The following is a 24,088-nucleotide window of genomic DNA, read 5'->3' as shown; positions in this document are numbered from 1 at the left end:
TCTGGGACAACGACATGCATCAAAACAAAGGCTTAAAGCGCGTCGCCTGAATCCGTTTCAGCGCGACGCGCTTTAAGCGGCGGCCGTATTCTCGCGCAGCAGCCGCTCGGCCGCGGCGCGCGCTTCATCGGTGATGGTGGCGCCAGCCAGCATGCGCGCGATCTCTTCCTGGCGCGCGGCGCGGTCCATCTCGGCGACACCGGTGGCGACGCGGTCCTTGCCCCCGGACTTCGAGATCAGGAAATGCGTGGCGGCACGCGCCGCCACTTGCGGCGCGTGGGTGACCGAAAGCACCTGCACCCGCTTCGACAGTCTCGCCAACCGCTGGCCGATGGCGTCGGCCACCGCGCCGCCGACGCCGGTGTCGATTTCGTCGAAGACAAGGGTCGGCGCCGAGCCGCGATCGGCCAGCGCCACTTTCAGCGCCAGCAGGAAGCGCGACAGCTCGCCGCCGGAGGCGACCTTCATCATCGGCCCGGGCCGTGTGCCCGGATTGGTGCGCACCCAGAATTCGACCTGGTCGATGCCCTCTTCCACGCGGCCTTCGGCATCGCTCACGATATCGACGATGAACTCGGCCCGCTCGAGCTTGAGCGCCGGCAATTCGGCCATGACCGCCTTGGTCAGCCCGGCCGCCGCGGCGTGGCGGAGCGAAGAGAGCTGCGCCGCCGAAATGTCGTAAGCCTCGCGCGCCGCGGCGGCCTGCTTCTCCAGCCCGTGCAGCCGCTCCTCGCCGGCATCGAGGTCGGCGAGGTCGGCCGCCATCGTGTCGCGCAACTGCGCCAGGTCGTCGACCGCGACATTGTGCTTGCGCGAGGCCGCGCGCAGCGAGAAGAGCCGTTCCTCCGCCTTTTCCAGGCGCTGCGGATCGTATTCGGTGGCGCGAAGCGCCGTCTCGACGCCGGACTGCGCCGCGTCGAGCGAGATCATCGCCTCGTCCAGCGATTTCACCACGTCGTCGAGCAGGCCCGGAACTTCCCCTGATTTGCGCTGCAGCCGCCGCAGCAGGCTGGCGAGCTGCGGCAGCGGCGAGGACGGCCCCGACAGCACGTCCTGCGCATCGTGGATCTCGGAGGCGATCTTTTCGACGCGCATCATCTGGGCGCGCAGCTCGGCAAGCTCGGTCTCCTCGCCCGGCTGCGGATCGAGCTTCGCCAGCTCTGCGACGGAGGCGCGCAGATAATCGGCCTCGCGCGCCGCGGCCTCGACCTTGGCGCGGTGCCTGGAGAGTTCCTGCTCGCAGCTTCGCCAGTAGCGCCAGGCCTCGCCCGTGCCGCGTACGGCGCCGAGATGGCCGCCGAAACTGTCCAGCAACTCGCGGTGCGCGCCGGGATCGACGAGCGCGCGCTCGTCATGCTGGCCGTGAATCTCCACCAGCGCGCGGCCGACGTCGCGCATCAGGGTCACGCTGGACGGCTGGTCGTTGACGAAGACGCGGGTGCGGCCGTCGGCCGTTTGCACCCGGCGCAGGATGATGTCGCCGTCGTCCTCGATGTCGTTGTCGGCAAGCAGCGCGCGCGCCGGATGGTTGCGCGACACGTCGAACACGGCGATGACCTGGCCCTGCGCCGCGCCATGGCGAACAAGCGAGGCGTCGCCGCGCGCGCCGAGCGCCAGCGACAACGCGTCGAGCAGGATGGATTTGCCGGCGCCGGTCTCGCCGGTCAGCACCGAAAGTCCAGGCAGGAAGTCGATGTCCAGCTTCTCGATCAGGACGATATCGCGGATCGACAGTCTGGACAGCATCAGGAGTGTCAGGCGCCGGTGATCAGCTTCCCGGCCTTGGAAATCCACGATCCGGCATTTTCACGCGGCTGAAGCCCGTTGCTCTGCAGGAGCTTGTAGGAATCCTTGTACCACTGGCTGTCCGGATAGTTGGTGCCGAGCACCGCCGCGGCCGTCTGCGCTTCCGAGGTCAGACCCATCGCATAGTAGCTCTCGGTCAGGCGCGCCAGCGCCTCCTCGACATGGCGGGTGTTGGAATAGTTCTCGACCACCGTGCGGAAGCGCTTGACGGCGGCGATGTACTCGCGGCGTTCGAGATAATAACGACCGATCTGCATCTCCTTGCCGGCGAGCTGGTCGGTGGCGAAGCGGATCTTGTCCTTGGCGTCGTCGACATATTCGGATGTCGGCCAGCGCGTCACCAGGTCCTGCATGGTCTGCACCGTCTGGCGCGCTTCCTTCTGGTCCTGGGTGACGTCCTTGATCTGCCGGTAGTAGCTCAAGCCGATGATGTATTGGGCATAGGGGGCATCGTCGGTCGAAGGATAGAGCGTGAGGTAGCGCTTGGCGGAACCGATCGCCTCGTCGTAATTGCCGGCGCGATAGTCGGCGAAGGCGCCCATCACCATCGATTTGCGGGCGAATTCCGAATAGGGGTGCTGGCGGTCGACGGCATCGAACTTCTTGCTCGCCTCATCGAGGCGGCCGGCATTCATGTTGGCCAGGCCCTGGTTGTAAAGAACGTCAGCCGGCTCGGTCTGGTCGACATAGGTCGCCAGGTTGACATCCTTCTCGGACGACATACAGGCCGACAGCACGAGCGCGGGAGCAACCACCGACAGCGCCAGCAGGGCGGCCCGACGCGGCGCTACCGATTGACCAACTCGCGAAAAAAACATGTTTGGATCCCGCCCTTTCGGCGTCGTTTCGGTCCGGGCCGCAGCCATAAACCATTATCCCCTTGCCCGGCAACGCTATGTCCGGCCAATCGCACATTTTTGTGGCGGTTTGGCGCCGCGCTCACACCTGCTAAATTTCAGGGACTCGTGATGCACTTGTGCAACACAAGCTTCGCTACAAAGCCAGAAAATCGTTAAGAATCAGATCACCCAGGGCGCGTAGACCGGCCCGCTGACGGCGATCATTTCGGCAACCCGGCCGCGTTCGCGGCGCCGCGTCTCGACGATCTCGAACGCCGTGCGATCAGACAGCAGCCGGCGGAGCGCCGCCGCATTCATCCGGTGACCGCCGCGATAGGAGCGGAAGCAGCCGATGAAGCGCGCGCCGGCCAGCGCCAGATCGCCCATGGCGTCGAGCGTCTTGTGGCGCGCGAATTCGTTGGGATAGCGCAGCCCGCCGACATTGATGACGCGGTTGTCGTCGCCGATGACCAGCGAGTTCTCCAGCGACGAACCAAGCGCGTAGCCGGCGGCCCACAGCCGCTCGACATCCTTCATGAAGCCGAAGGTGCGGGCCCGCGCGATATCGCGGCGGAAGATGTCGGGGTTGATGTCGGACGCGAAGAGCTGGCGGCCGATGGCTGGGCTCTCGAAATCGATCTCGACCTCGAACCGCGTGCCGTCATAGGGGCGGAACTCCGCCCAGGAGGCGCCGGCTTCGATGCGGACCGGCTTGACCACGCGAATATAGCGGCGCTTGACCGCAAGCGTCTCGATGCCGGCCTGGTCGAAGGCCTCGACGAAGGCAACCGCGCTGCCGTCGAGAATGGGAACTTCCGAGCCGTCGATCTCGATGATGAGATTGTCGATACCAAGTCCGAACACCGTCGCCATCAGATGCTCGACGGTTCCGATGTGCTCGCCGGCCGGGTCGCCTAGCATGGTGCAAAGATCGGTGGCGCCGACCTCGGAGACCAGCGCGCGGAACTCGCGGTCCTCGCCGCCATTCGAAAGGTGGAACACGATGCCGGTGTCGGCGTCGGCCGGCAGGAAATGAACGGTGACGGGCCCGCCGCTGTGCACGCCCGTGCCGGTCAGCGTCGCGCGCGTTTTAACTGTCGTCTGATAGTCGTGCAAGACAAACCCCATAAGCCCTAACTGCCTGCGTCCGCCTTGTCAGCCTCTTGAGCATTTTCAGCCAGATAGGTCACTGGCGTCCGCGAAAATGCGGCAAATGAACAAGGCATGCGGCTCTGAAATGATCGGCAGGCAGGGCCAACTCCCCGAATCCCGGCAAACCGACTTTAGTCCAGGCGGAAGATAATGGCCCGTCCGGGATACTCCAAATCACGGTTTCTTTCCCTGTGTAACTGCGGCCTCGATCGAGAAAACGCTTATAACGTGCTGTTTTAGAATGGTTTTTAACAAAAACAGGCAGGCGATCTCTCGCCTGCCTGTTAACAACCGTTATATATCGTTAACGATCAGCGCTCCGCCGCATCGATCAGTTGGCCTGGCGGCGCAGGAATGCCGGAATCTCCAGCTGATCGTCTTCCTGGACCGTGCGGCTCTGCGGCGTGAGGCGGCCCTGGTCGTCGAGCTGGCCGCGGCGCGGCGCGTAGAGCTGCGGGTCCTGGCTGGCGAGGCGGCGCATTTCCGGTGCCGCCTGGCGCAGTTTCGGTTCGCGCGGCTGCGCCGGCTGGAGCCGGGCCGGCTCTTCCTCGCGACGGGTCAATCCGTTCGTCAGCCGCTTGATCAGCCCCATCGGACCGCTGTTCTCATGGTCCGCGGGACGGCTCTTGGCTTCCACTTCTGCCCTCACGACCGGCGGAAAGTCCTCCACGCGCGGCATGCGCTGCGGCGCGGCGGCCATCGGCTGCGGCATCTCGCGCTGCGGCGCGGGCTGCGCAACCTGATGCTGCACCCACCGGCTGGGGCTGCGGCTGCGCCGGCGGAGCCTGGAAGATCTTGCTCTGCGGGCGGAAGTCGTCGACCGGTGCCGGGCGCGGCTGCGCCATCGCGGCGGCGTTGGCCTCGGCAAGCTGGATCGCTTCGGCGACCGGATCGACGGCGCCGGGGTTCGTAAGCCTGCTGCTGAACCGGTGCGGGACGGCTTTCCTGAGCAGGCGGCACGGGACGGGCGACCGCTTTGCGGCGCGCGGATCGAGATCGGCGCCGCGGCGATTTCGGCCGCCGACTGTCGATGCCGGTGGCGACCACCGAAACGCGGATACGCTTCCAGCTCCTCGTCGAAGGGCGGCCGAGGATGATGTTGCGTCCTGGTCGACCTCCTCGCGGATGCGGGTCCGGCTCGTCGACTCGACAGGGTAGGCGCGGCCGCGGTGATCGAGATCAGCAGCCTTGGCGCCCTTCATCGAGTCCTCGCGAGACGGTTGGCGATGGCGGCTTCCCCGCCGCGGCCATTGCGCGCCCCTCGCCCGAAGCTCGCCGTGCCCACATCGGCCTTGCCATTGGCGCGACCGGACGCGGCGCATCGAAGATCGGCGACACGTCGGGATTGATCAGGCCGAGCACTGGTCGGATGCGAAGGCGTCGGCGAAGGTGGTCTTGTATTGAGCCGGAACAGGTTCTGGGGGGAGGACAGGGTGTCGACGCTTTCCAGTTCCTCGAGCATGTCGGCCGTAGCGGCGGCCTGAATAGGCTTGGTACCTGGACGGGAGGTCCTTCTCGCGCGCCGGGGGGCGAACGACGGGCAGGCCCGTCCGGTGCGGATCGGCCGGCCCTTGGAAAAAACATATCGGTCGTCGTGCAAGTTCGCGATGCCTTCCGCGCCGCGCGGCCGACTTGCGCCGGCCCTGCGAGCTGCGCCATAGACCCCCTCGGTGACATGTCGCGCCGAACTCGGATAGCCGCTCGGACTTGACATCGGCATACGCCTGCGCGTTCCGGTGTTGGCCACCACGTCTGAATGCATCGACGCCGCGCAGGCCCTGGCTGTGATCATGTTGTTGACAGCGTGCCGGCCGGCCTGGCCGCTGCGGAGCCGAAAACGGTGATGCGTGGCTTCAGCTCGGTGATGTCGGCTTTTCGCAGATTTAATGGTCATTGTCCTCCGGTCCTATTGTCGGCCTTCTCCGCCCGCTCGCCTCGCCAAGCTGCGACGCGGGCCTAGGGGGCTGTACCCCCGATCAATTAAAACTGTCTCTCACACTGACTCAATGCGATGCACCCCGTACTTTCACCGCCCCGTTCCGGTCATCCTGAAACCGAGACAACCATCCGTATACTCTTTGTCGCCCCGAAATGGCTGCTCACCCGAAGCTCGCATACTGCGGATACCATGGCCACCAAGTGCGCAGACGGGCCTCGAAACCACGCCGAGCCCCCTTCCGGCCCGCTTCCCTGGCCAGCCCAGCCCAGCGCCCGGAGTCGGGCCCCTGGCGGCCGCATGCGCGGACACCTTGCGACCCGAGGATGGGCGCGAAACCGCTTCTTCGGCAGGAGCATTCCCGGCACGCCCAAACTGGCTAGTCGCCGCCGTCGCTGAGAACGACGCGCTTGCCGAACGGAGTTGCCGCCAAGCCCAGAGACTTGTTTCAGCTCAGCCTACAACATGATCGGCGCAACCCAATTCACCACCCAAAAACCGGTCTTGAATCATTCGGCCAGCCGGAAAGGTTCTGTTGGTGATGACGTCAAGGGTCGACGGCATCTGCAGAGGTTTCTCGATGCCCATTGCCGTCTCTCGGCGCTGGCCGTCGAGAAAGCAACGGCGGGAAGCACAGCCGACGGTGAGATCCCGCGTTGGCTCGCGCGCCCAGCCGCCGGTGAGCAAGCGACGGTATGCCAGCGCCCCCCGCCGCACCCCAACCAGGTTGGAAATGACGATGATCTCGTCGATGCATTCTTCCGCCGCCGCGCGGCCGACTTCCGGCTGCGAGCCTGCGCCAAGACCCTCGGTGACATGCGCGCCGAGCTGGATCAGCCGCTCGGACTTCGACATGGTCAGCGCCTGCGCGTCGGTGTTGGCCACCACGAACTCGACGCCGCGCAGGCCGGCTGTGATCATGTTGTTGACCGCGTTGCCGCCGCCGCCGCCGACGCCGAAAACGGTGATGCGTGGCTTCAGCTCGGTGATGTCCGGCTTTTGCAGATTAATGGTCATTGTCTCCGTCCTTTTGCCTTTCCCGCCGCCTCGCCGCTGCGGCCGCCTATGGGGCTGTCCCCGTCAAATTAAAAACTGTCTCTCAACCACTGACTCATGCGATGCAGTTTTCCGCCCGTTCCGGTCATCCTGAAACCGGAAATTCCTTTCGCCGAATGGCTCTCGAAGCTCGCCATCTGCGGATAGATCAGAAGTCCCACCGGGGTCGAAAACGCCGGCCCCTTGGCCGCTTCCGGCAGGCCCGCCACGCCGAGCGGCCGGCCGATGCGCACATTGCGCCCGAGGATGCGGCGCGCCGCCTCCGGCAGGCCGGCCAACTGGCTGGCGCCGCCGGTGAGAACGACGCGCTTGCCGACGGCGTTGCCGTAGCCGGACTTGTTCAGCCGGTCGCGCAAGAGCTCCAGCGTTTCGTCGATGCGCGCGCGGATGATGCGCGTCATCACCGAGCGCGGTATCTGCAACGGCAACTCGCCTTCCTCGCCGATCGGCTGAATGGAGACCAGGTCGCGGTCGTCGGCGCTGCCGGGCAGCGCCGAGCCATGCATCACCTTCAGGCGTTCGGCGGCATCGAGCGAGGTCGACAGACCCTTGGCCATGTCGAGCGTCACATGGTTGCCGCCGATGGCGATGGCGTCGCCATGCACGAACTTGCCTTCCGAGAACACGGAGATCGTCGTGGTACCGCCGCCCATGTCGATGCAGGCAGCACCCATTTCGAGCTCGTCGTCGACCAGCGCCGCAAGGCCGCTGGCATAAGGCGTCGCCACCATGCGCTCAACCGACAGGTGCGAGCGATTGATGCAGAGCTCCAGATTGCGCATCGGCGCGGCATCGCCGGTCAGCACGTGCATGTCGACGCCGAGCGCGTCGCCGACCATGCCGCGCGGATCGCGCATGCCGCGTTCGGCATCGAGCGAGAAGCCGACGGGAAGCGAATGAACCACCTCCCGCTCGGCCCGCAGCGCCTGCTTGGCGCCGGCGGCAAGCACGCGCTTGATGTCGGCTTCTTCGACCTGATGCCCGCCGAGATTGATGGTTGCCGAGAAGGCTTCGCTCTTCAGCCGGCCGGCCGTCATGTTGACGATGAGGGAATCGACGGTAAGCCCGGCCATGCGCTCGGCCGCGTCGACAGCCAGGCGAATGGCATGTTCGGCGCGGTCGAGATCGATCACCACGCCCGACTTCACACCCTGCGATTTCTGATGGCCGATGCCGATCACCTGGATGCGATGCGAGCGCCCGCGCAGAAGCTTGCCGTCGTCGCGCGGCTTCAGCTTCGCCACCACGCAGCAAACCTTGCTCGAGCCGACATCGAGCACCGTAAGCGTGCCCGACCGGCGCGAAGAAGCATCGCCGCTGCCGCCAAGCCAGCTCATATCTTCGTCTCCGGCTTGCGCTTCGTCAGGTTCTTCGGCTTTTCGCTGAGCGCGGCCTCGCGCTGCGTCGCGGCCTCCGGCGACAGCTCCACCACCAGCCGATCGGTGAGCCGCATGTCGACGGCGGCGATGTCGCGCGTCAGAAGCCCGTTGTCATGGTCGAGCTTGACGAGTTCGGCGATCGCCTGATCCTCATCGCCTTCCGGCAGCTTCACCGTGATGCCGTTCTCGAGCTTGATATCCCAGCGCCGCTCGCCGACGCGGATATAGCCTTTGACCCGCGCCGCGAGCTCGGGATAGCGCTTGATCTTCTCCAGGAACTCAGGCGCCTTGGCCGGCGCGCCCGTGCCTATGATCAGCGGCAGCAGCGCCTCCTTGCCGCCCGAGAACGGCGCGATCACCTCACCCGACCGCTCGATCACCGAAAGCGAGTTGCCCTGCTGCCAAAGCGCGAAGGGCTCGCGCTCCTCGACGCGCACCTCCAGCGTATGCGGGTAGATCTTGCGCACCGCCGCAACCTCGACCCAGGGCAACGTCGCGATGCGCTCGCGCGCGGCCTCGGCGTTGAAACCGATCAGCGAAGTCCAGCCGTCGAGGCCGAGCCGGTCCAGTATGTCGATCTCGGACGTCTGGCGGTTGCCGACGACCTTGATCTGGTCGACGGCAAAACCGGTTCGGGCCGTCACGCCCTGCACGATGCTGTCGCTATAACCGCCGAGATAGGCGCCATAGGCACCGGATGAAGCCAACAACGCAGCCGAAAGGATCGCGGCGGAAAAGCGCGGCGCCTCGTACTCGCCGCCGCAGAGACGGGCAAGCACACGCACCGGCCGGCGAAGCTGGCGCGGCAAAACGAAATGGTCGAACGACAGCGGCACACCAAACAGCGCGGGTCCAGCCCCGCCGGCCTTGCCCTGTCCCCACCTCAACGCAGACACGAAGCGTCCTCCACCATCCAACTCAACAGATCGCCGAACGAGTGTCCCGCTTGCGCGGCGATTTCAGGCACCAGAGACGTCGGCGTCATGCCCGGCTGGGTGTTGATCTCGAGCCAGACAACCTCGCCGTTTTCGGAGTGACGGTCGTCGTAACGGAAGTCCGACCGGGAGACGCCCCGGCAACCGATAGCAAGATGAGCCTTGAGGGCCAGTGTCTGTATTTTTTGGTAAATATTCGGTGAAATTTTTGCAGGGGTTTCGTGTTTTGATCCGCCAGGCACGTACTTTGAATCGTAGTCGTAGAAGGAATGCCCGGTCGGGATGATCTCGCAGACGCCGAGCGCCACGTCACCCATCACCGCGCAGGTCAACTCGCGCCCATGGATGTAACGCTCGACCATGACGATCTCGCCATACTGCCACTCGGACGAGCCGATGACCTGCGGCGGATGCGACTGCCCCTCATGCACGATGACGACGCCGAAGCTCGAGCCCTCGTTGACCGGCTTCACCACGTAAGGCGGCTTCATCGGATGCTTGTTCTGGACCGCAAAGCGGTTGACCACCTTCGATTCCGCGACCGGAATGCCGGACGCCTTGGCGACCTTCTTGGCCTGCTCCTTGTTCATAGCCAGAGCCGAAGCGAGCACACCCGAATGGGTGTAGGGAATTCCGAGATATTCGAGAATTCCCTGGATGGTGCCGTCCTCGCCGAACGGGCCATGCAGCGCATTAAAGGCGGCATCGGGCTTGAGCTCGGCAAGCACAGACCCGACATCGCGCGAAACATCGACCCGGGTAACCTGATAGCCTTCATTCTCGAGCGCATCCGCACATGCCTTCCCCGAGGACAGAGACACGGGCCGTTCCGAGGAAAATCCCCCAGGAGAACAGCCACATGCTTCTTCTTCATCCCGTCATCCCCTCTCACGCCGGGCCCGCAACCGATATTTCCGCACGCAACATTCCCGCATAGTGAGTCCGAGTCTTCCGGCAGGTTGCCCCCCCCAGACGGAAAACGCGGGTAACGCGTCAAACGACTCAAATCAGGAAACGCTTTAGGGCAGAGAATCAGAGAGTTGATTCCCTGGCAAGTGCCTATGATTCCGAGAGATTCACTTTCCGCGAAAACAGGTCAGAAAAGCGTGTTGTTGAGTCTTTGCAGCAACGCTTGACGGCTTCGCCGACCATGCAAGTTCAAGCACTACTTGAACACCGCAGCGGGCTAAAGAAGCTGCCCCAGAAACTCCTGCACCTCATGACCCGGCCGGAAGTTGCCCAGCCGCCTGATCTCCCAATGCAGCCGGATGCCCGAATTCTCGAGCACCCGCGCCCGCACCGTCTCGCCGAGATATTCGAGGTCGTAGCCGGTCGCGGTGCCGGTGTTGATCATGAAGTTGCAATGCATCGGCGACATCTGCGCGCCGCCGATCATCAGCCCGCGGCAGCCGGCCTTGTCGATCTCCTTCCAGGCCGAGGTGCCTTCGGAATTCTTGAAGGTCGAGCCGCCGGTCTTCTCGCGGATCGGCTGCACCGTCTCGCGATGGTTCTGCACGGCGTCCATCGCCGCCTTGATCGCCGCCTTGTCTTCCGGAACGCCTTCGAAGGTGGCCGAAGTGAAGATCAGTCCGCCCGGCGCCGACGAATGACGATAGGCATAGCCCATATCGGCATTGCTGAGCGTATGGACATTGCCCGTGCGGTCGAGCGCCCGCACCTCGACGACGCGCTCGCGCGTCTCGACGCCATTGGCGCCCGCATTCATCCGCAGCGCCCCGCCGACGGCGCCCGGAATCCCATGGTAGAAATGGAGCCCGCCGATGCCGGCCTCATACGCGACCGCTGCGACACGCTTGTCCGGCGTCGCCGCGCCCGCCTTGATTGTGGTCGGCCCGGTGGCTTCGGCTTCGCCAAAGCCCTTGGCCGAAAGCCTCACCACGAAACCGGAAATGCCGCCGTCGCGTACCAGAAGGTTCGAGCCGACGCCGACCACGGTGATCGGGATTTCCTCCGGCACGCCGCGCAGGAAGGCCGCAAGGTCCTCCTCGTCGGCCGGCTGGAACAGCGCCTCAGCCAGGCCGCCGGCGCGGAACCAGGTGATCTTGTCCATCTCGGCATTGGGCGTGATGCGACCGCGCAGGCCGGCTAGCTTGTCACCGAGTTTGTCGATCAGGGCTTGGCCGCGCATCATGAGGGTGTTCCCCCAAGTTCCTTGGGTAGGGCATAGGCCCACTGCGTGATGTTGCCGGCGCCAAGGAAGATGACGAAGTCACCGGGCTTGGCAAGGTCGCGGATGGCCGTAGCGACCGCCGCCGGACCTTCGATATAGCGCGCGTCGCGGTGACCGCCGGCGCGGATGCGCGACACCAGCGCGTCCGATGAAACGCCTTCGATCGGCTCCTCGCCGGCCGGATAGACCGGCGCCACCATCACCGTGTCGGCATCATTGAAGCAGACGGAGAACTCTTCGAACAGATCGTGCAGCCGGGTGAAGCGGTGCGGCTGGGCTACGGCGATGACGCGGCCCTTGGTTGCCCCGCGCGCGGCCTTTAGCACCGCCGCGATCTCAACCGGATGGTGGCCGTAGTCGTCGAACACCTCGACCCCATTCCAGGAGCCGGTGTGGGTGAAGCGCCGCTTGACGCCGGCGAAGGACGAAAGGCCCTTCTTGATCGCTTCGTCCGACAGGCCGAGCTCATGCGCGACCGCGATCGCCGCCGTCGCGTTGGAGACGTTGTGCCGTCCCGGCATCGGCAGCCGCAGGTCCTTAATCGTCGTCGAGCCGCGCCCCTTGCGGTCGCGGATCACCACGTCGAACTCCGATACTGCCCCGTCCATGCGATGATTGGCGAAGCGCACGTCGGCCTGCGCGTTTTCGCCATAGGTGATGACGCGCCGGTCCTCGATGCGGCCGACGAGCGCCTGCACCTCGGGATGGTCGGTGCACATCACGCCGAAGCCGTAGAACGGCACGTTCTCGACGAACTGACGGAAGGCTTCGCGCACCTTGTCGAAGCTGCCATAGTGGTCAAGATGCTCGGGATCGATATTGGTGACGACCGCGATATCGGCCGGCAGCTTGAGGAAGGTGCCGTCGCTCTCGTCCGCTTCGACCACCATCCACTCGCCGTCGCCCATGCGGGCATTGGTGCCATAGGCGTTGATGATGCCGCCATTGATGACGGTCGGGTCCAGCCCGCCGGCTTCGAGCAAAGTCGCCACCATCGAAGTGGTCGTCGTCTTGCCATGCGTGCCGCCGATGGCGACCGCCTGGCGGAAGCGCATCAGCTCGGCGAGCATTTCGGCGCGCCGCACGATCGGCAGTAGTTTCTCCCGCGCGGCCTTGAGTTCGGGGTTGGATTTCTTGATCGCCGTCGACACCACCACGACTTCTGCGTCGCCGATATTCTCGGCCTTGTGGCCGACGAAGCACTCGATGCCATTATCGCGCAGCCGCTGCACATTGGCGCCGTCCGCCTGGTCCGAACCCTGCACTTTGTAGCCGAGATTGTGCAGCACTTCGGCAATGCCGCTCATGCCGATGCCGCCGATGCCGATGAAATGCACGAGGCCGATCGTCTGCGGCATCTTCATGCGCGCGTCCTCCTGTAGTCCGAAACCGTTTTGCCGGACGCAATAGCCTCTGTCAGATCGGCGAGCAACCGTGCCGCGTTGGGTTTTCCGGCCGAGCGGGCGGCCGTGGCCATCGCCGTCAGCCTGTCGGGGTTGCCAAACAGCCCGTCAAGGAGCGCAGCGATGCCCTTGGGCGAAAGCGTGGATTGTGGATGCACCTCGGCCCCGCCGGCGGCGGCAAGTGCCGCGGCGTTGGCCGCCTGGTCATGGTCGAGCGCATGCGGATAAGGCACCAGCAGCGCGGGGCGGCCGATGACGGCAATCTCCGATACGGTCGAGGCGCCGGAGCGCGACATCACCAGATGCGCCGACGCCATGCGCGCCGCCATGTCGGTGAAGAAGGGCGAGACCTGCGCGTCGACGCCAAGATTGGCGTAGGCGGCCTTGACCCGCGCCACGTCTTCCGCGCGCGCCTGCTGCGTGATCGCCAGTCGTTTGCGTTGCGCTTCGGGCAGAAGCGCGATCGCCGCCGGCACGGCATCGGAGAAGAACTGCGCGCCCTGGCTGCCGCCGAACACCAGGAGGCGGAACGGCTCACCGTCTGTGGGTGCTGTGTAAGAGATTTTCGCCGCTTCCAGCACCTGCGGCCTGACGGGATTGCCGGTCGTCACGGTCTTGGCGTCGGCAGCGCTTTCACTCTCCGCCAGGAAGCCGCCGGCAATGGCATCGACGCGGCTGGCGAGCGCCTTGTTGGCGCGGCCCATCACGGCGTTCTGCTCATGGATCAGCGTCGGCACCTTGCGTCGGGTTGCCGCGTAGAGCGGCGGCAGCGTCGGGTAGCCGCCGAAGCCGACGACGGCATCGGGCTTGATTCTGGCTATTACCCGACCGGCCTGCCGCACGCCTTGCCAGATCGTCCAGAAGGCCGAAAGCATAGCGATCGGATTCTTCGAGCCAAGCGTGGCCGAAGGGATCGAGTGAATGTCGGCAGCGGGAAAGTGGCCGGAGTAGCGCTCGGCGCGGCGGTCGGTGGCAAGATGCACCTCCCAGCCGCGCTCGATCAGCTCATGTGCGAGCGCCTCTGCCGGGAACAGATGTCCACCCGTTCCGCCGGCCGCAAGCAGGATGACACCTCTCGACATCCCGCCTCATTCCGCCGGAAGGGTGCGCTGCGAGAAGGCATAGCCTATCTGCTTGCGCTTTTCGGGGTGCCTGCGCGTCAACGCCAGCATCATGCCCATCGAGATGGCGATAGCGATCTGCGAGGAGCCGCCATAGGAGATGAAGGGCAGCGTCATGCCCTTGGCAGGCATCAGCTGCAGGTTCACACACATGTTGATGGCAGACTGCAAGCCGAAAATGGTGACGAGCCCGCCGACGGAATAACGCGTGAAATCGTCGTGCTCCTTCAGCGCGATGCTCAATCCGCGTAGCACGATGAAGGCGAAGATCGACATGATGAAGAAGCACATGATCAGCCCGAACTCCTCGCCTGCGACCGAGAACACAAAGTCGGCGTGGCTGTCCGGGATGACCCGCTTCACCGTCCCCTCGCCCGGGCCGACGCCGAACCAGCCACCGTTGATCAGGGCCTCGCGGCCCATGTCGACCTGGAAGGTGTCGCCTTCGCCGGTGAGGAACTTGTCGATGCGGGCGGCGACGTGCGGAAACACCGTATAGGCCGCGAACACGCCGCCAATGCCGGCAGCTCCCAGCGCGACGATCCAGAACCAGGGCAGGCCGGCCATGAAGAACATCACGCCCCAGGTGCCCAGCACCAACATCGTCTGGCCAAGATCGGGCTGCGCCACCAGGAGCGAGATCACCAACGCGAGCAGCAGCATGGCGAAGAGATTGCCGGGAATGTCGGGCTGTCGCTTATGCTCGGCAAAAAGCCAGGCGCAGATGATGACGAAGGCAGGCTTGAGGAACTCGGACGGCTGGATGGAGAGGCCGGCGAGCGACACCCAGCGCCGCGCGCCCTTCACTTCGACGCCGACGTAGAGCACCACCACCATCAGCACCAGCATGATGCAGAGCATCACCAGCGACATCCGCCTTATTTGCCGGGCCTCCAGGAAAGAAACCGCCAGCATCACGATAAGCGCCGGGATAGTGAAGATGATTTGCCGCGTGGCGAAATGGAAGCTGCTGAGGCCGATCCTCTCGGCGACCGCTGGGCTTGCCGCGAAGGACAGAATGATGCCCAGCCCCATAAGCGACAGGAATGCCGCGAGGAACCAGCGATCGATCGTCCACCACCAGGTTGCGACTGGACTTTTGTCGAGACGGCTTTGCATCAACGTGGCCCTCCGATGGGTCTCACTCCATCAATAGCAGTCGCAGCTTGCCTGAAGGCTTCGCCGCGAACCTCGAAATTCTTGAACTGGTCGAAACTGGCGCAGGCCGGCGAAAGCAACACCACCGCCTCGCCGCCGGTGTCGCTCGCGGCGTCATGGGCGGCATGCTCGACCGCGGCTGCCAGCGTTCCGGAAATCTCGTAAGGCACGGCCTCGCCGAGCGTGGCGGAGAAAGCGGGCGCCGCCTCGCCGATCAGATAGGCCTTGGCGATGCGAGGGAAGAAGCCGCGCAGCGGCTCGATGCCGCGTTCCTTGGGCAGGCCGCCGGCGATCCAGTAGATGCGGTTGAAGCTCGACAGCGCGGGTGCCGCCGCGTCGGCGTTGGTCGCCTTGGAATCATTGACGAACAGCACATGGCCCTTGCGGCCGACCTGCTCCATGCGGTGCGCCAGCCCCGGGAAGCTCTCAAGCCCGGCCTGGATCTCGCCAAGCTCGAGGCCGATCCTGAGGCAGGCGGCGACAGCGGCAAGCGCGTTCTGCGCATTGTGCTGGCCGCGCAGCGAGCCAATACCTTCGAGGAAGGCGACACGGCTGTAACGGCCATTCACCGCTTCCATCAGGTTGGTGCCGTCGGCGAAATAGCCGTCGGTCAGCGGCAGGCGCTTGGAAATGCGGATGACTTGCTTGCCGGCCCGCTCCAGCCGGTCGGCGATCTGGGCGCACCAGGAATCGTCGATGCCGATGATCGCGGTGTCGCTGCCGGCGACCAGCCTTTCCTTGATCGAGGCGTAATGCGCCATCGTGCCGTGACGGTCGAGATGGTCCGGCGTCAGGTTGAGCAGGATGCCGGCGGTCGGGTTGATCGAGGGCGCAAGATCGACCTGGTAGGAGGAGCATTCCACCACATAGTGCCGCTTGGGCTCGGGCGGATCGAGCGTCATGACGGCGCGACCGATATTGCCGCCCATTTGGGTATCACGTCCGGCCGATTTCAGTATGTGCGCCGTCAGCGCCGTCGTCGTCGATTTGCCGTTGGTGCCAGTGATCGCGATGAAGGGTGCCGTCGGCGCGCGCTGAATGCGCTCGCGGCAGAACAGCTCGACGTCGCCGATCACCTCGACGCCGGCTCCGCGCGCCAGCTCCACCGCCCAATGCGGCTTCGGGTGCGTGAGCGGCACGCCGGGCGACAGGACGAAGGCCGCGAAGCGCGGCCAGTCGGCGGCGCGCAGGTCGCCGGTCGCGATCCCGGCGGCGGCCGCCTTGGCGACGCTGTCCGGATTGTCGTCCCAGGCGAGGATCTCGGCGCCGCCCGCGATCAGCGCATGCGCGGTCGCGATCCCCGAACCGCCGAGCCCGAAGAGCGAAACGCGTTTGCCAGCGAAGGAAGCGGCGGGAACCAAGCGGTGTCCTATCTAAGCTTGAGGGTGGAGAGGCCGACCAGCGCCAGGATGACGGCGATGATCCAGAAGCGGATCACCACCTGGCTCTCGGTCCAGCCGAGCTTTTCGAAATGGTGATGGATCGGCGCCATCAGGAACACGCGCTTGCCGGTCATCTTGAAGTAGCCGACCTGGATGATGACCGACAGTATCTCGACCACGAACAGGCCGCCGACGATGACCAGCACGATCTCGTGCTTGGTGGCGACGGCGATGGTGCCGATCAGGCCGCCCATCGCCAGCGAGCCGGTGTCGCCCATGAAGATCGCGGCCGGCGGCGCGTTGAACCACAGGAAGCCGAGGCCGGCGCCGATGACCGCGCCGAGCACGACCGCGAGCTCACCGGTGCCGGGGACGAAATGGATCTGCAGATATTCGGCGAAGACCGCGTTGCCGGAGAGATAGGCGATGACGCCGAAGGACGCGGCCGCGATCATGATCGGCACAATCGCCAGCCCGTCGAGACCGTCGGTCAGGTTCACCGCATTGCCGGCGCCGACGATGACGAAGCAGGAGAACGGCACGAAGAACCAGCCGAGATTGATGAGGAATTCCTTGGCGAAGGGAAAGGTCAGCGAAGACGAGAACGGCGCCTGGCCGTTGTGCATGATCACCCAGGCGGCGATGCCGGCGACGACGAATTCGATCGCCAGCCGCGCCTTGCCGGAAAAGCCCAGATGCGACTGCTTGGTGACCTTGAGATAGTCGTCGTAGAAGCCGATCGACCCGAAGCCGACGGTGACCAGGAGCACCACCCAGACATAGATGCTGGAAAGGTTCGCCCATAGGATCGAGGAGCCGATGATCCCGGACAGGATCATCAGCCCGCCCATGGTCGGCGTGCCCGCCTTCTTGAAATGCGTCTGCGGTCCGTCGGCGCGGATCGGCTGGCCCTTGCCTTGGCGAAGCCGCAGCGAGTTGATGATGGTCGGTCCGAAGATGAAGACGATCAGCGCCGACGTGATCAGCGCGCCGCCCGTGCGGAAGGTGATGTAGCGGAAGACATTGAAGGCCGAGATCTTGTCCGCGAAATCAACGAGTAAAGTGAGCATGCGTTTCCGTCCCCCGGAGCCCGACCTCAGGTCGGTTCGATGGTTGTGGCTTCCGCCGGAAATTTGCCGAGCAATGCCTCGACCAGCTTTGAAAATCCAATGCCTTTCGACGACTTGACCATGACCACGTCGCCAGGCCTGATTGCCGACATCACGACCGGCTTCAGCTCTTCAGCGCCTGACCGGTATTCGGTTTCGACATCGGATGGCAGAACATCGGCCAGCGCCCGCATCTCCGGACCGCCGAGAAAGACGTTGCGCGTCCCGGTGCCGACGATGAGTTCGGCAAGCGCCGCATGGAGTTTCGCCGAATGGCTGCCGAGCTCCAGCATGTCGCCGAGCACGGCGATGCGCCTGCCCCCACCCGAGACGGGCGTGGCGTTGAGCAGCGCCATGGCCGCCGCCATCGAAGCCGGATTGGCGTTGTAACTTTCGTCGATCAGCGTGATCGGGCCGTTCGGATGATGCAATATGTGACGCCTGCCGCGGCCGCGCTCGGCCGAAAGGTCACCAAGCGCCGCCGCCACCTTGTCGAGGTCGGCGCCGACCAGTTGCGCGGCCCCCAGCACGGCCAGCACGTTCTGCACGACGTGTCGGCCGGGCGCCCCGACACGGGCCGTCACGTCCTTTTTGCCGATCTTGACAGCGATGTCGGAATGGTCGGCATAGAGCTCGCAGCCGGCAAGGCGGAAGGCCGAGCGGGCGTTTTCGCCGAAGCCGAAGACATGCTCGACACCAGCCTCTTTCGCCATTTTCCCGAGCAGCTTCCAGCGCGAATCGTCGCGGTTGAGCAGCGCGGCGCCGCCGGGCTCGATCGCCTCGAAAATCTCGGCCTTGGCCATGGCGATCTCGTCGAGGCTCTTGAAGAAGCCGAGATGGGCGGCGGCAATCAGCGTGACGATCGCGACATGCGGCCTCACCATCTTGACCAGCGGCCTGATCTCGCCCGGATGGTTCATGCCGATCTCGAAGACCGCGTAGTCGCAGTCTTGCGGCATGCGCGCGAGCGTCAGCGGCACACCCCAATGATTGTTGAACGACTGCGCGGAAGCGTGCACCTTGCCGACCGCCGATAGCACATGGCGCAGCGCTTCCTTGGTCGTCGTCTTGCCCGCGGAGCCGGTCACCGCGATGATCTTCGCCCGTGAGCGGACACGCGCGGCGACGCCGAGCTTTTCCAATGCCGCAAGCACGTCCTGCACGACGATCATCGGCGCCGTCAGCCGGCCGAGCGACGGCAGCTTGCCCTCGGCGACGACCAGCACGGCGGCGCCTGCTTTCACCGCCGCGGTCGCGAAATCGTGGCCGTCCATCGTCTCGCCCTTGATGGCGAAGAAGGCATTGCCGGGCTCGAGGCTGCGGCTGTCGATGGAAATGCCGGTGATGCCTTCCGGCAGCGAGCCGATCGGCCTGCCGCCCATGGCCTCGACAAGCGCCTCCGATGTCCAGAGCAGGTTCATGCGGCGCGCTCCTGGAGCGCCTCGCGCACTTCCTCATGGTCGGAGAAGTGGAAGGTTTCGGTGCCGATGGTCTGGCCTTCCTCATGCCCCTTGCCGGCAACGATCAGCGTGTCGCCGGCATGAAGCATGGCGACCGCCTCATGGATCGCCTTGCGGCGGTCGCCGATCTCGATGGCGCCGGGCGCCGCGGCAAGGATGGCCGCGCGGATGGTTTCCGGAATTTCCGTGCGCGGATTGTCGTCGGTGACGATGACGACATCGGCGAGCCGGGTGGCGATCTCGCCCATGATCGGCCGCTTGCCGCGATCGCGGTCACCGCCGCAGCCGAACACCACGACGACGCGGCCCGTGGTGAACGGACGAACCGAAGAGAGCACGTTCTCCAGCGCGTCGGGCTTGTGCGCATAGTCGACATAGACCGGAGCGCCGGCCGCCGTCGTGCCGACGAGGTCGAGCCGGCCCGGCGCGCCTTTCAATTTTTCCAATGCCGCCAAGGCTTTGCCGGCCGATGTTCCAGTCGAGATGGCGAGGCCGGCCGAAACCAGCGCATTGGCGATCTGGAAATCGCCGGCGAGCGGCAGGTCGATCTCGTAAAGCACGCCGTCGGCCTCGACCTCGGCACGCTGGCGCCGCCGCTCATGCTCGACGCGCTTCAGCGTGAGGAATTCGCCGTGGCGGCCGACCGTCAGCACGTCGAGACCCGTTGCCCTCGCGGCATGGACCGTCGGCTCGGACCAGGGATCGTCGGCGAAAATCACAGCCGGCGCGCCCTTCGGCAGCAGCGTGTCGAACAGGCGCAGCTTGGCGCGGTGATAGTCCTCGACCGTCGGGTGGTAGTCCATATGGTCGCGGCCGAGATTGGTGAAGCCGGCGGCCGCCAGCCTGACACCGTCGAGGCGGCGCTGGTCGAGGCCGTGGCTGGAGGCCTCCATCGAGGCGTGGGTGACGCCGGCATCGGCCAGCTCTTTCAGCAGCTTGTGCAACGCCACCGGATCCGGCGTTGTCAGCGAGCCATACTCATTGCGGCCGGGCGCCACGACACCCGTCGTGCCGATCGAAGCGGCGGCAAGGCCCGCCTGCTCCCAGATCTGGCGTGTGAAGGCGGCGACCGACGTCTTGCCGCTGGTACCGGTGACGGCGACCATTGTTTCAGGCTGCTTGCCGAAGAAGCGCGCCGCGCTCAGCGCCAATGCCAGACGCGGATCATCGACGGCAAGAACCGGGATCGACAGTCCGGAAATGGCATTCCCCTTGGCGGCAACGATCGCAGCGGCGCCTTTTGCCGCAGCGTCGGCTGCGTAGGCCGAGCCGTCGGCCTTGCTGCCGGCCAGCGCAAAGAAGACGACGCCCGCCCTTACCTGGCGGGAATCGGATGAGAGACCGGTAACCTCCAGATCGGGGGAAACTGTTCCCTCGATAGGCAGGACACCGGCTAGATCTTTCAGATGCATTGAGTCCCGTTCACCGCAACAAAATAGCGCGCAGTTGCCGGCGCGCCCCAAGAATCACTGATAGGAAACCAGCGTTGCACCATTTTCATGGCTGAAATCTGGCTTCACGCCAAGCATGGCCGCCGAACGCCTGATGATATTGCCGGCTATAACCCCCGCATTAGCGGCCGCGACGTCTGTCATGCCAGGCTTTTCCGGATGCGGGGCGTCGGCAATCGTGAACACGAGATATTGCGGATCGTCCATCGGGAAGGCGGCCACAAAGGTATTGAAATTCAAGTCTTTCGAGTATCGGCCATTGATGACCTTCTCGGCTGTTCCGGTCTTGCCACCAACGCGATAACCGGGAACTCTAGCGTTTCTGGCAGAGCCCTTCTCGGCGTTGAGCGTATAAAGGTAGCGCATGCCTTCGACCGTCTTTTCGCTGACCACTTTCTTAGCCACCGTCATTGCCTGCTCCACGGTACGTGGCAGGAAGGTCGGTTCGATCAGATAGCCGCCATTCATCAGGGCCGCGCAGCCGACAGCAGCTTGCAGCGGCGTCGTCGACACACCATGGCCGAAGGCGATGGTAAACGAATTGACCTGTTTCCAGACCTTCGGTTCAGTCGGGCGGGCGACTTCCGGCAGTTCGGTCTGCATCTTGTCCAAAATTCCAAGGCGATGCAGGAATTCCCGGTGCCCCTCGATGCCGACCAGCTCGGCCTCCCTGGCCGACCCGATGTTGGACGAATAGAGGAACACCTCCGGCAACGACAGCACACGGTTCTTGCCGTGGAAATCGTGAATGGCCTGATGGCCGACCCGGATTGGATGCGAAGCGTCGAAGCGGCTCGCCATCGTCGCTTTGCCGGAATCGAGCGCCATGGCCGAGGTGAAGCTCTTGAAGGTCGAACCCATCTCATAGAGGCCCGCGGACATACGGTTCAGCCGGTCCTTTTCCTGTGCATTGTAAGGATTGTTCGGATCGAAATCCGGCACCGAGGCCATGGCCACCACCTCGCCCGTTTTGACGTTGAGCACAACGGCGCCAGCGCCAATGGCGCGATAGCGCTCCAGGGCGGCGGCGACCTCGTCGCGCACGACATGCTGGACGCGAAGGTCGATCGACAGCTTCACCGGCTTCAGGTCCCTGGCCACCGCCAGCCCCGACGCCTGCAGGTCGGTCAGCCCCTGGTCGTCGATGTATTTCTCCATGCCGGAGATGCCTTGGTTGTCGATGTTGGTCAGCCCGACAATATAGGAGGACGTCTCGCCGCTCGGATAAAAGCGGCGCTTTTCGGTGCGGAAGCCGAGGCCGGGGATGCCCAGTGCCAGGATGTCGGCCTGCTGCTTCGGCGTCAGCTGACGCTGCAGCCAGACAAAGCCGGCGCCGCTCTTGAGCTTGCGATAGGTCTGCTCGTAATCGATCTCGGGAAGCACGGTCGACAATCTCTCGATCGCCTCGTCGGCGTCGACGATACGGCGCGGCTCGGCAAACAGCGATGCCGTCTTGATGTCGGTCGCCAGCACCTCGCCGTTGCGATCGACAATATCTGGCCGCGAGGCGGTGACGCGGCTTTGCGGACCGCCCGACATGTCGGGGTTCTGCAGGCCAAGATAGACGAGCCGGCCGGCAATCGTCGAATAGATGGTGAAGAACACCGCCATCGTCATGATGATGCGGGTCTTGGCCTTGCCGCCGGTCGCCTTGCGGGCGGCGTCGACGACGATCGAGCCGTCCGGGGCCACCTTCTTGCGACGCCTCAGCAGCTCACCGATCCTTGGAAGCCTGCCGATCATTGCACGGTGCTCCCGGTGACCACCGGATCCTTGTCGTCCGAAGGCTCTTTGCCGGAATTGTCGGCCATCCCGCCAAGCCGCTGCGACGACAGGTCCTCGATGTTGACCGGTTTCATCGGCACGTCGTCGAGACCGCCGATCTGGCGGGCGTTGAGCGGCTCGAGCCCGAGCTGCGACTTGTAGATTTCGGCAAGCTTCTGCAGCCGCGCCGGCTGGGTGAGCAGGCTCCAGTCGGCCTTCAGAAGGTCGATCGTGTCTTCCTCGTAGCGGATCTGCGCCTGCAGCTTCTGCACCGCCGCCAGCTGGTCCTCGGCTTCGCGCTTGGTCTTGTAGGTCAACGCCGCCGCCGAGACCATGACGGCGATCAGGACTATGTCGCTGGTACGAAACACGTGATTACCTCTCCCCCGGCCGCTCGACGGCGGGAAGCTTTGGAAGGCCGAAAATCGAAAAGTCGCCACTGCGCGCCGGCACGTCGGTGCGGATTGCCGCGCGCAGCCTGGCCGAGCGCGCCCGCGGGTTGGCCGCGATCTCGGCCTCGCCCGGCGTCACCCCGCCGCCGGACTTGCGGAAGGTCGCCAGCCGCGCCGGCGCATCCGGCATGTGGCGGGAGCCGCTGGCCGCATCTGCGCGATCGGCGATGAAGCGCTTGACGATGCGATCCTCCAGCGAATGGAAGGTCACGACCGCCAGCCGCCCGCCAGGCTTGAGCACACGCTCGGCGGCGAACAGCGCGCTCGCCAGTTCGCCGAGCTCGTCATTGACGAAGATCCGCAGCGCCTGGAAGACACGCGTGGCCGGATGGATCTTGTCCTTCGGCGCGCGGCCAATATGGGTGGCGATGGCGTCGGCCAGATCGAGCGTCCGCTCGAAGGGCCGTTTCTCGCGCCGCGCCTCGATCATGCGGGCGATGCGGCCGGCATGCCGCTCTTCGCCGAGGAAGCCGAAAATGCGGGCAAGGTCGCCCGCCTTGAAGGTGTTGACGACGTCGGCGGCGCTCAGGCCCGCCTGCGCCATGCGCATGTCGAGCGGCCCGTCGGCGCGAAAGGAAAAGCCGCGCTCGGCCTGGTCGAGCTGCATGGAAGAGACGCCGATGTCGAGCACGACGCCGTCGGCGCTCTCGACCTGTTCGTCCAGCGTCGAGAACGGCGCCTGTACGAGCTTCAGCCTGCCGCCGGCCTGCTGCTCCAGAGCCCGGCCCGCGGCGATCGCATCCGGATCGCGGTCGATGGCCACGACCGATGCGCCTCGCTCGAGGATGGCGCCGGTGTAGCCGCCGGCGCCGAACGTCCCGTCGACGATTGTCTCGCCGGCCCTTGGCGCAAGCGCCTCCAGCACCTCGGCAAGGAGGACCGGAATGTGACGGACCAGTCCGCCAACGGCGTGAGGATCATCGCCGTGGCCAGCCATCATTCCGGCCGCTCCCCAGGCTTCGTCCCCTGCCGAAGCTGCAAGAGCCTGGCCCGCGCCTGTGCCCCATAGGCGGCAAGCCGGCCCGGTTCCCAAATTTGAAAGAAATTGCCGCGTCCGACAAAGGCCACCTCCGTGGAAATGCCCGTATGCTCGCGGATGAAATCGGTCATCGTGATGCGACCGTCCTGGTCGAGTTTCAGGAACGTCCCGTCGCCATGACAGAAGAACGACATGTCGTCCGCTGTCTGCAGGAAGGGATCCTCGAGCGCGATCCGCTGCTCGTAACGGTCGAGCAGATCGAGCCCGCCGACGTCCATCGCCGGAAGGTCCAGGCAACGTAGCGCATAGAGCTCGCCATAGCCACGTTTCTGCACGACCGCGCGGAAATGCGCTGGAACGGACACCCGCCCCTTCGCATCGATCCTGTTCACCGCGTTTGACAGAAATCGGTCCACTACGCGTTACAGCCGCTGTCGCCGCCGCACCCCTTCTCATGTTTTTCTCCGCGCCGCCGCGCATCGCCTCGCGACAAATCGCTTCATTCACCAAGGCAA

The 24,088-nt window shown here is 65.0% G+C and carries 19 protein-coding genes and 2 pseudogenes; all 21 read right to left on the bottom strand.

Annotated features, from left to right (window positions below; translation table 11 throughout):
* Positions 1-72 precede the first annotated feature (72 nt).
* Positions 73-1,746, bottom strand: coding sequence for a DNA repair protein RecN (recN, locus tag EJ071_RS20110; protein WP_126099434.1), 1,674 nt, complete (start codon positions 1,744-1,746; stop codon positions 73-75).
* 8 nt (positions 1,747-1,754) lie between these two features.
* Positions 1,755-2,624, bottom strand: a complete 870-nt coding sequence (locus EJ071_RS20105; RefSeq protein ID WP_126099433.1) for an outer membrane protein assembly factor BamD — start codon at positions 2,622-2,624, stop codon at positions 1,755-1,757.
* Between the two features lie 201 nt (positions 2,625-2,825).
* Positions 2,826-3,773, bottom strand: a complete 948-nt coding sequence (gene lpxC / locus EJ071_RS20100) for a UDP-3-O-acyl-N-acetylglucosamine deacetylase (protein ID WP_126099432.1) — start codon at positions 3,771-3,773, stop codon at positions 2,826-2,828.
* 355 nt (positions 3,774-4,128) lie between these two features.
* The gene (locus EJ071_RS39535) at positions 4,129-4,509 is read right to left on the bottom strand and encodes a hypothetical protein (RefSeq protein WP_245459928.1); all 381 of its coding nucleotides are present in this window, start codon (positions 4,507-4,509) and stop codon (positions 4,129-4,131) included.
* Positions 4,510-4,995: 486 nt separating this feature from the next.
* Positions 4,996-5,691 (bottom strand): hypothetical protein, encoded by a 696-nt coding sequence (locus tag EJ071_RS39530; protein ID WP_245459927.1) that lies wholly within the window; start codon positions 5,689-5,691, stop codon positions 4,996-4,998.
* A gap of 573 nt (positions 5,692-6,264) precedes the next feature.
* Positions 6,265-6,750, bottom strand: a pseudogene (locus EJ071_RS20090) (cell division protein FtsZ); the annotation flags it as partial.
* 68 nt (positions 6,751-6,818) lie between these two features.
* Positions 6,819-8,126, bottom strand: coding sequence for a cell division protein FtsA (ftsA, locus tag EJ071_RS20085; RefSeq protein WP_126099430.1), 1,308 nt, complete (start codon positions 8,124-8,126; stop codon positions 6,819-6,821).
* On the bottom strand, positions 8,123-9,064 hold the full coding sequence (locus EJ071_RS20080) for a cell division protein FtsQ/DivIB (protein WP_126099429.1): 942 nt from the start codon (positions 9,062-9,064) through the stop codon (positions 8,123-8,125). The genes ftsA and EJ071_RS20080 overlap by 4 nt, the downstream gene beginning before the upstream one ends.
* Positions 9,052-9,977: pseudogene (locus EJ071_RS20075) on the bottom strand (D-alanine--D-alanine ligase). The gene EJ071_RS20080 and the pseudogene EJ071_RS20075 overlap by 13 nt, the downstream one beginning before the upstream one ends.
* 312 nt (positions 9,978-10,289) lie before the next feature.
* The gene (gene murB, locus EJ071_RS20070; protein WP_126099428.1) at positions 10,290-11,255 is read right to left on the bottom strand and encodes a UDP-N-acetylmuramate dehydrogenase; all 966 of its coding nucleotides are present in this window, start codon (positions 11,253-11,255) and stop codon (positions 10,290-10,292) included.
* Complete coding sequence (gene murC / locus EJ071_RS20065; RefSeq protein ID WP_126099427.1) at positions 11,252-12,658, bottom strand: UDP-N-acetylmuramate--L-alanine ligase; 1,407 nt, start codon at positions 12,656-12,658, stop codon at positions 11,252-11,254. Before murC ends, murB begins: the two co-directional genes overlap by 4 nt.
* Positions 12,655-13,779 (bottom strand): undecaprenyldiphospho-muramoylpentapeptide beta-N-acetylglucosaminyltransferase, encoded by a 1,125-nt coding sequence (murG, locus tag EJ071_RS20060; protein ID WP_126099426.1) that lies wholly within the window; start codon positions 13,777-13,779, stop codon positions 12,655-12,657. The genes murC and murG overlap by 4 nt, the downstream gene beginning before the upstream one ends.
* A gap of 6 nt (positions 13,780-13,785) precedes the next feature.
* Positions 13,786-14,937, bottom strand: a complete 1,152-nt coding sequence (gene ftsW, locus EJ071_RS20055) for a putative lipid II flippase FtsW (protein WP_126099425.1) — start codon at positions 14,935-14,937, stop codon at positions 13,786-13,788.
* A complete protein-coding gene (gene murD / locus EJ071_RS20050) occupies positions 14,937-16,337 on the bottom strand; it encodes a UDP-N-acetylmuramoyl-L-alanine--D-glutamate ligase (RefSeq protein WP_126099424.1) in 1,401 nt (466 codons plus the stop codon). Before murD ends, ftsW begins: the two co-directional genes overlap by 1 nt.
* An 8-nt stretch (positions 16,338-16,345) precedes the next feature.
* Entirely contained in the window at positions 16,346-17,428 is a 1,083-nt protein-coding gene (gene mraY / locus EJ071_RS20045) for a phospho-N-acetylmuramoyl-pentapeptide-transferase (protein WP_126099423.1), read from the bottom strand.
* A gap of 26 nt (positions 17,429-17,454) precedes the next feature.
* Positions 17,455-18,888 carry a UDP-N-acetylmuramoylalanyl-D-glutamyl-2,6-diaminopimelate--D-alanyl-D-alanine ligase gene (locus tag EJ071_RS20040; protein ID WP_126099422.1) on the bottom strand — a complete coding sequence of 478 codons (1,434 nt, stop codon included), beginning with the start codon at positions 18,886-18,888 and terminating at the stop codon, positions 17,455-17,457.
* Positions 18,885-20,339, bottom strand: a complete 1,455-nt coding sequence (locus EJ071_RS20035) for a UDP-N-acetylmuramoyl-L-alanyl-D-glutamate--2,6-diaminopimelate ligase (RefSeq protein ID WP_126099421.1) — start codon at positions 20,337-20,339, stop codon at positions 18,885-18,887. The genes EJ071_RS20040 and EJ071_RS20035 overlap by 4 nt, the downstream gene beginning before the upstream one ends.
* Before the next feature lie 54 nt (positions 20,340-20,393).
* Positions 20,394-22,121: a penicillin-binding protein 2 gene (locus EJ071_RS20030; RefSeq protein ID WP_126099420.1), complete on the bottom strand. Its 1,728-nt coding sequence runs from the start codon at positions 22,119-22,121 to the stop codon at positions 20,394-20,396.
* The gene (locus EJ071_RS20025; RefSeq protein ID WP_126099419.1) at positions 22,118-22,513 is read right to left on the bottom strand and encodes a hypothetical protein; all 396 of its coding nucleotides are present in this window, start codon (positions 22,511-22,513) and stop codon (positions 22,118-22,120) included. Before EJ071_RS20025 ends, EJ071_RS20030 begins: the two co-directional genes overlap by 4 nt.
* 4 nt (positions 22,514-22,517) lie before the next feature.
* On the bottom strand, positions 22,518-23,534 hold the full coding sequence (gene rsmH / locus EJ071_RS20020; protein WP_126099418.1) for a 16S rRNA (cytosine(1402)-N(4))-methyltransferase RsmH: 1,017 nt from the start codon (positions 23,532-23,534) through the stop codon (positions 22,518-22,520).
* A complete protein-coding gene (gene mraZ / locus EJ071_RS20015; RefSeq protein WP_126099417.1) occupies positions 23,531-23,989 on the bottom strand; it encodes a division/cell wall cluster transcriptional repressor MraZ in 459 nt (152 codons plus the stop codon). The genes rsmH and mraZ overlap by 4 nt, the downstream gene beginning before the upstream one ends.
* Positions 23,990-24,088 lie beyond the last annotated feature (99 nt).

Origin of the sequence: Mesorhizobium sp. M1B.F.Ca.ET.045.04.1.1, from assembly GCF_003952465.1 — a bacterium.
Lineage (GTDB): Bacteria > Pseudomonadota > Alphaproteobacteria > Rhizobiales > Rhizobiaceae > Mesorhizobium > Mesorhizobium shonense.
The sequence above is the reverse complement of the archived record's forward strand: the minus strand, read 5'-3'. Positions and strand labels throughout refer to the sequence as shown.

Bases quoted from the DNA above. Each gene is read 5' to 3' on its own strand.
- recN (WP_126099434.1), bottom strand. From the start codon at position 1,746: ATGCTGTCCAGACTGTCGATCCGCGATATCGTCCTGATCGAGAAGCTG.
- EJ071_RS20105 (WP_126099433.1), bottom strand. From the start codon at position 2,624: ATGTTTTTTTCGCGAGTTGGTCAATCGGTAGCGCCGCGTCGGGCCGCC.
- lpxC (WP_126099432.1), bottom strand. From the start codon at position 3,773: ATGGGGTTTGTCTTGCACGACTATCAGACGACAGTTAAAACGCGCGCG.
- EJ071_RS39535 (WP_245459928.1), bottom strand. From the start codon at position 4,509: ATGCCGCAGCCGATGGCCGCCGCGCCGCAGCGCATGCCGCGCGTGGAG.
- EJ071_RS39530 (WP_245459927.1), bottom strand. From the start codon at position 5,691: ATGACCATTAAATCTGCGAAAAGCCGACATCACCGAGCTGAAGCCACG.
- ftsA (WP_126099430.1), bottom strand. From the start codon at position 8,126: ATGAGCTGGCTTGGCGGCAGCGGCGATGCTTCTTCGCGCCGGTCGGGC.
- murB (WP_126099428.1), bottom strand. From the start codon at position 11,255: ATGATGCGCGGCCAAGCCCTGATCGACAAACTCGGTGACAAGCTAGCC.
- murC (WP_126099427.1), bottom strand. From the start codon at position 12,658: ATGAAGATGCCGCAGACGATCGGCCTCGTGCATTTCATCGGCATCGGC.
- murG (WP_126099426.1), bottom strand. From the start codon at position 13,779: ATGTCGAGAGGTGTCATCCTGCTTGCGGCCGGCGGAACGGGTGGACAT.
- ftsW (WP_126099425.1), bottom strand. From the start codon at position 14,937: ATGCAAAGCCGTCTCGACAAAAGTCCAGTCGCAACCTGGTGGTGGACG.
- mraY (WP_126099423.1), bottom strand. From the start codon at position 17,428: ATGCTCACTTTACTCGTTGATTTCGCGGACAAGATCTCGGCCTTCAAT.
- EJ071_RS20040 (WP_126099422.1), bottom strand. From the start codon at position 18,888: ATGAACCTGCTCTGGACATCGGAGGCGCTTGTCGAGGCCATGGGCGGC.
- EJ071_RS20035 (WP_126099421.1), bottom strand. From the start codon at position 20,339: ATGCATCTGAAAGATCTAGCCGGTGTCCTGCCTATCGAGGGAACAGTT.
- EJ071_RS20030 (WP_126099420.1), bottom strand. From the start codon at position 22,121: ATGATCGGCAGGCTTCCAAGGATCGGTGAGCTGCTGAGGCGTCGCAAG.
- rsmH (WP_126099418.1), bottom strand. From the start codon at position 23,534: ATGATGGCTGGCCACGGCGATGATCCTCACGCCGTTGGCGGACTGGTC.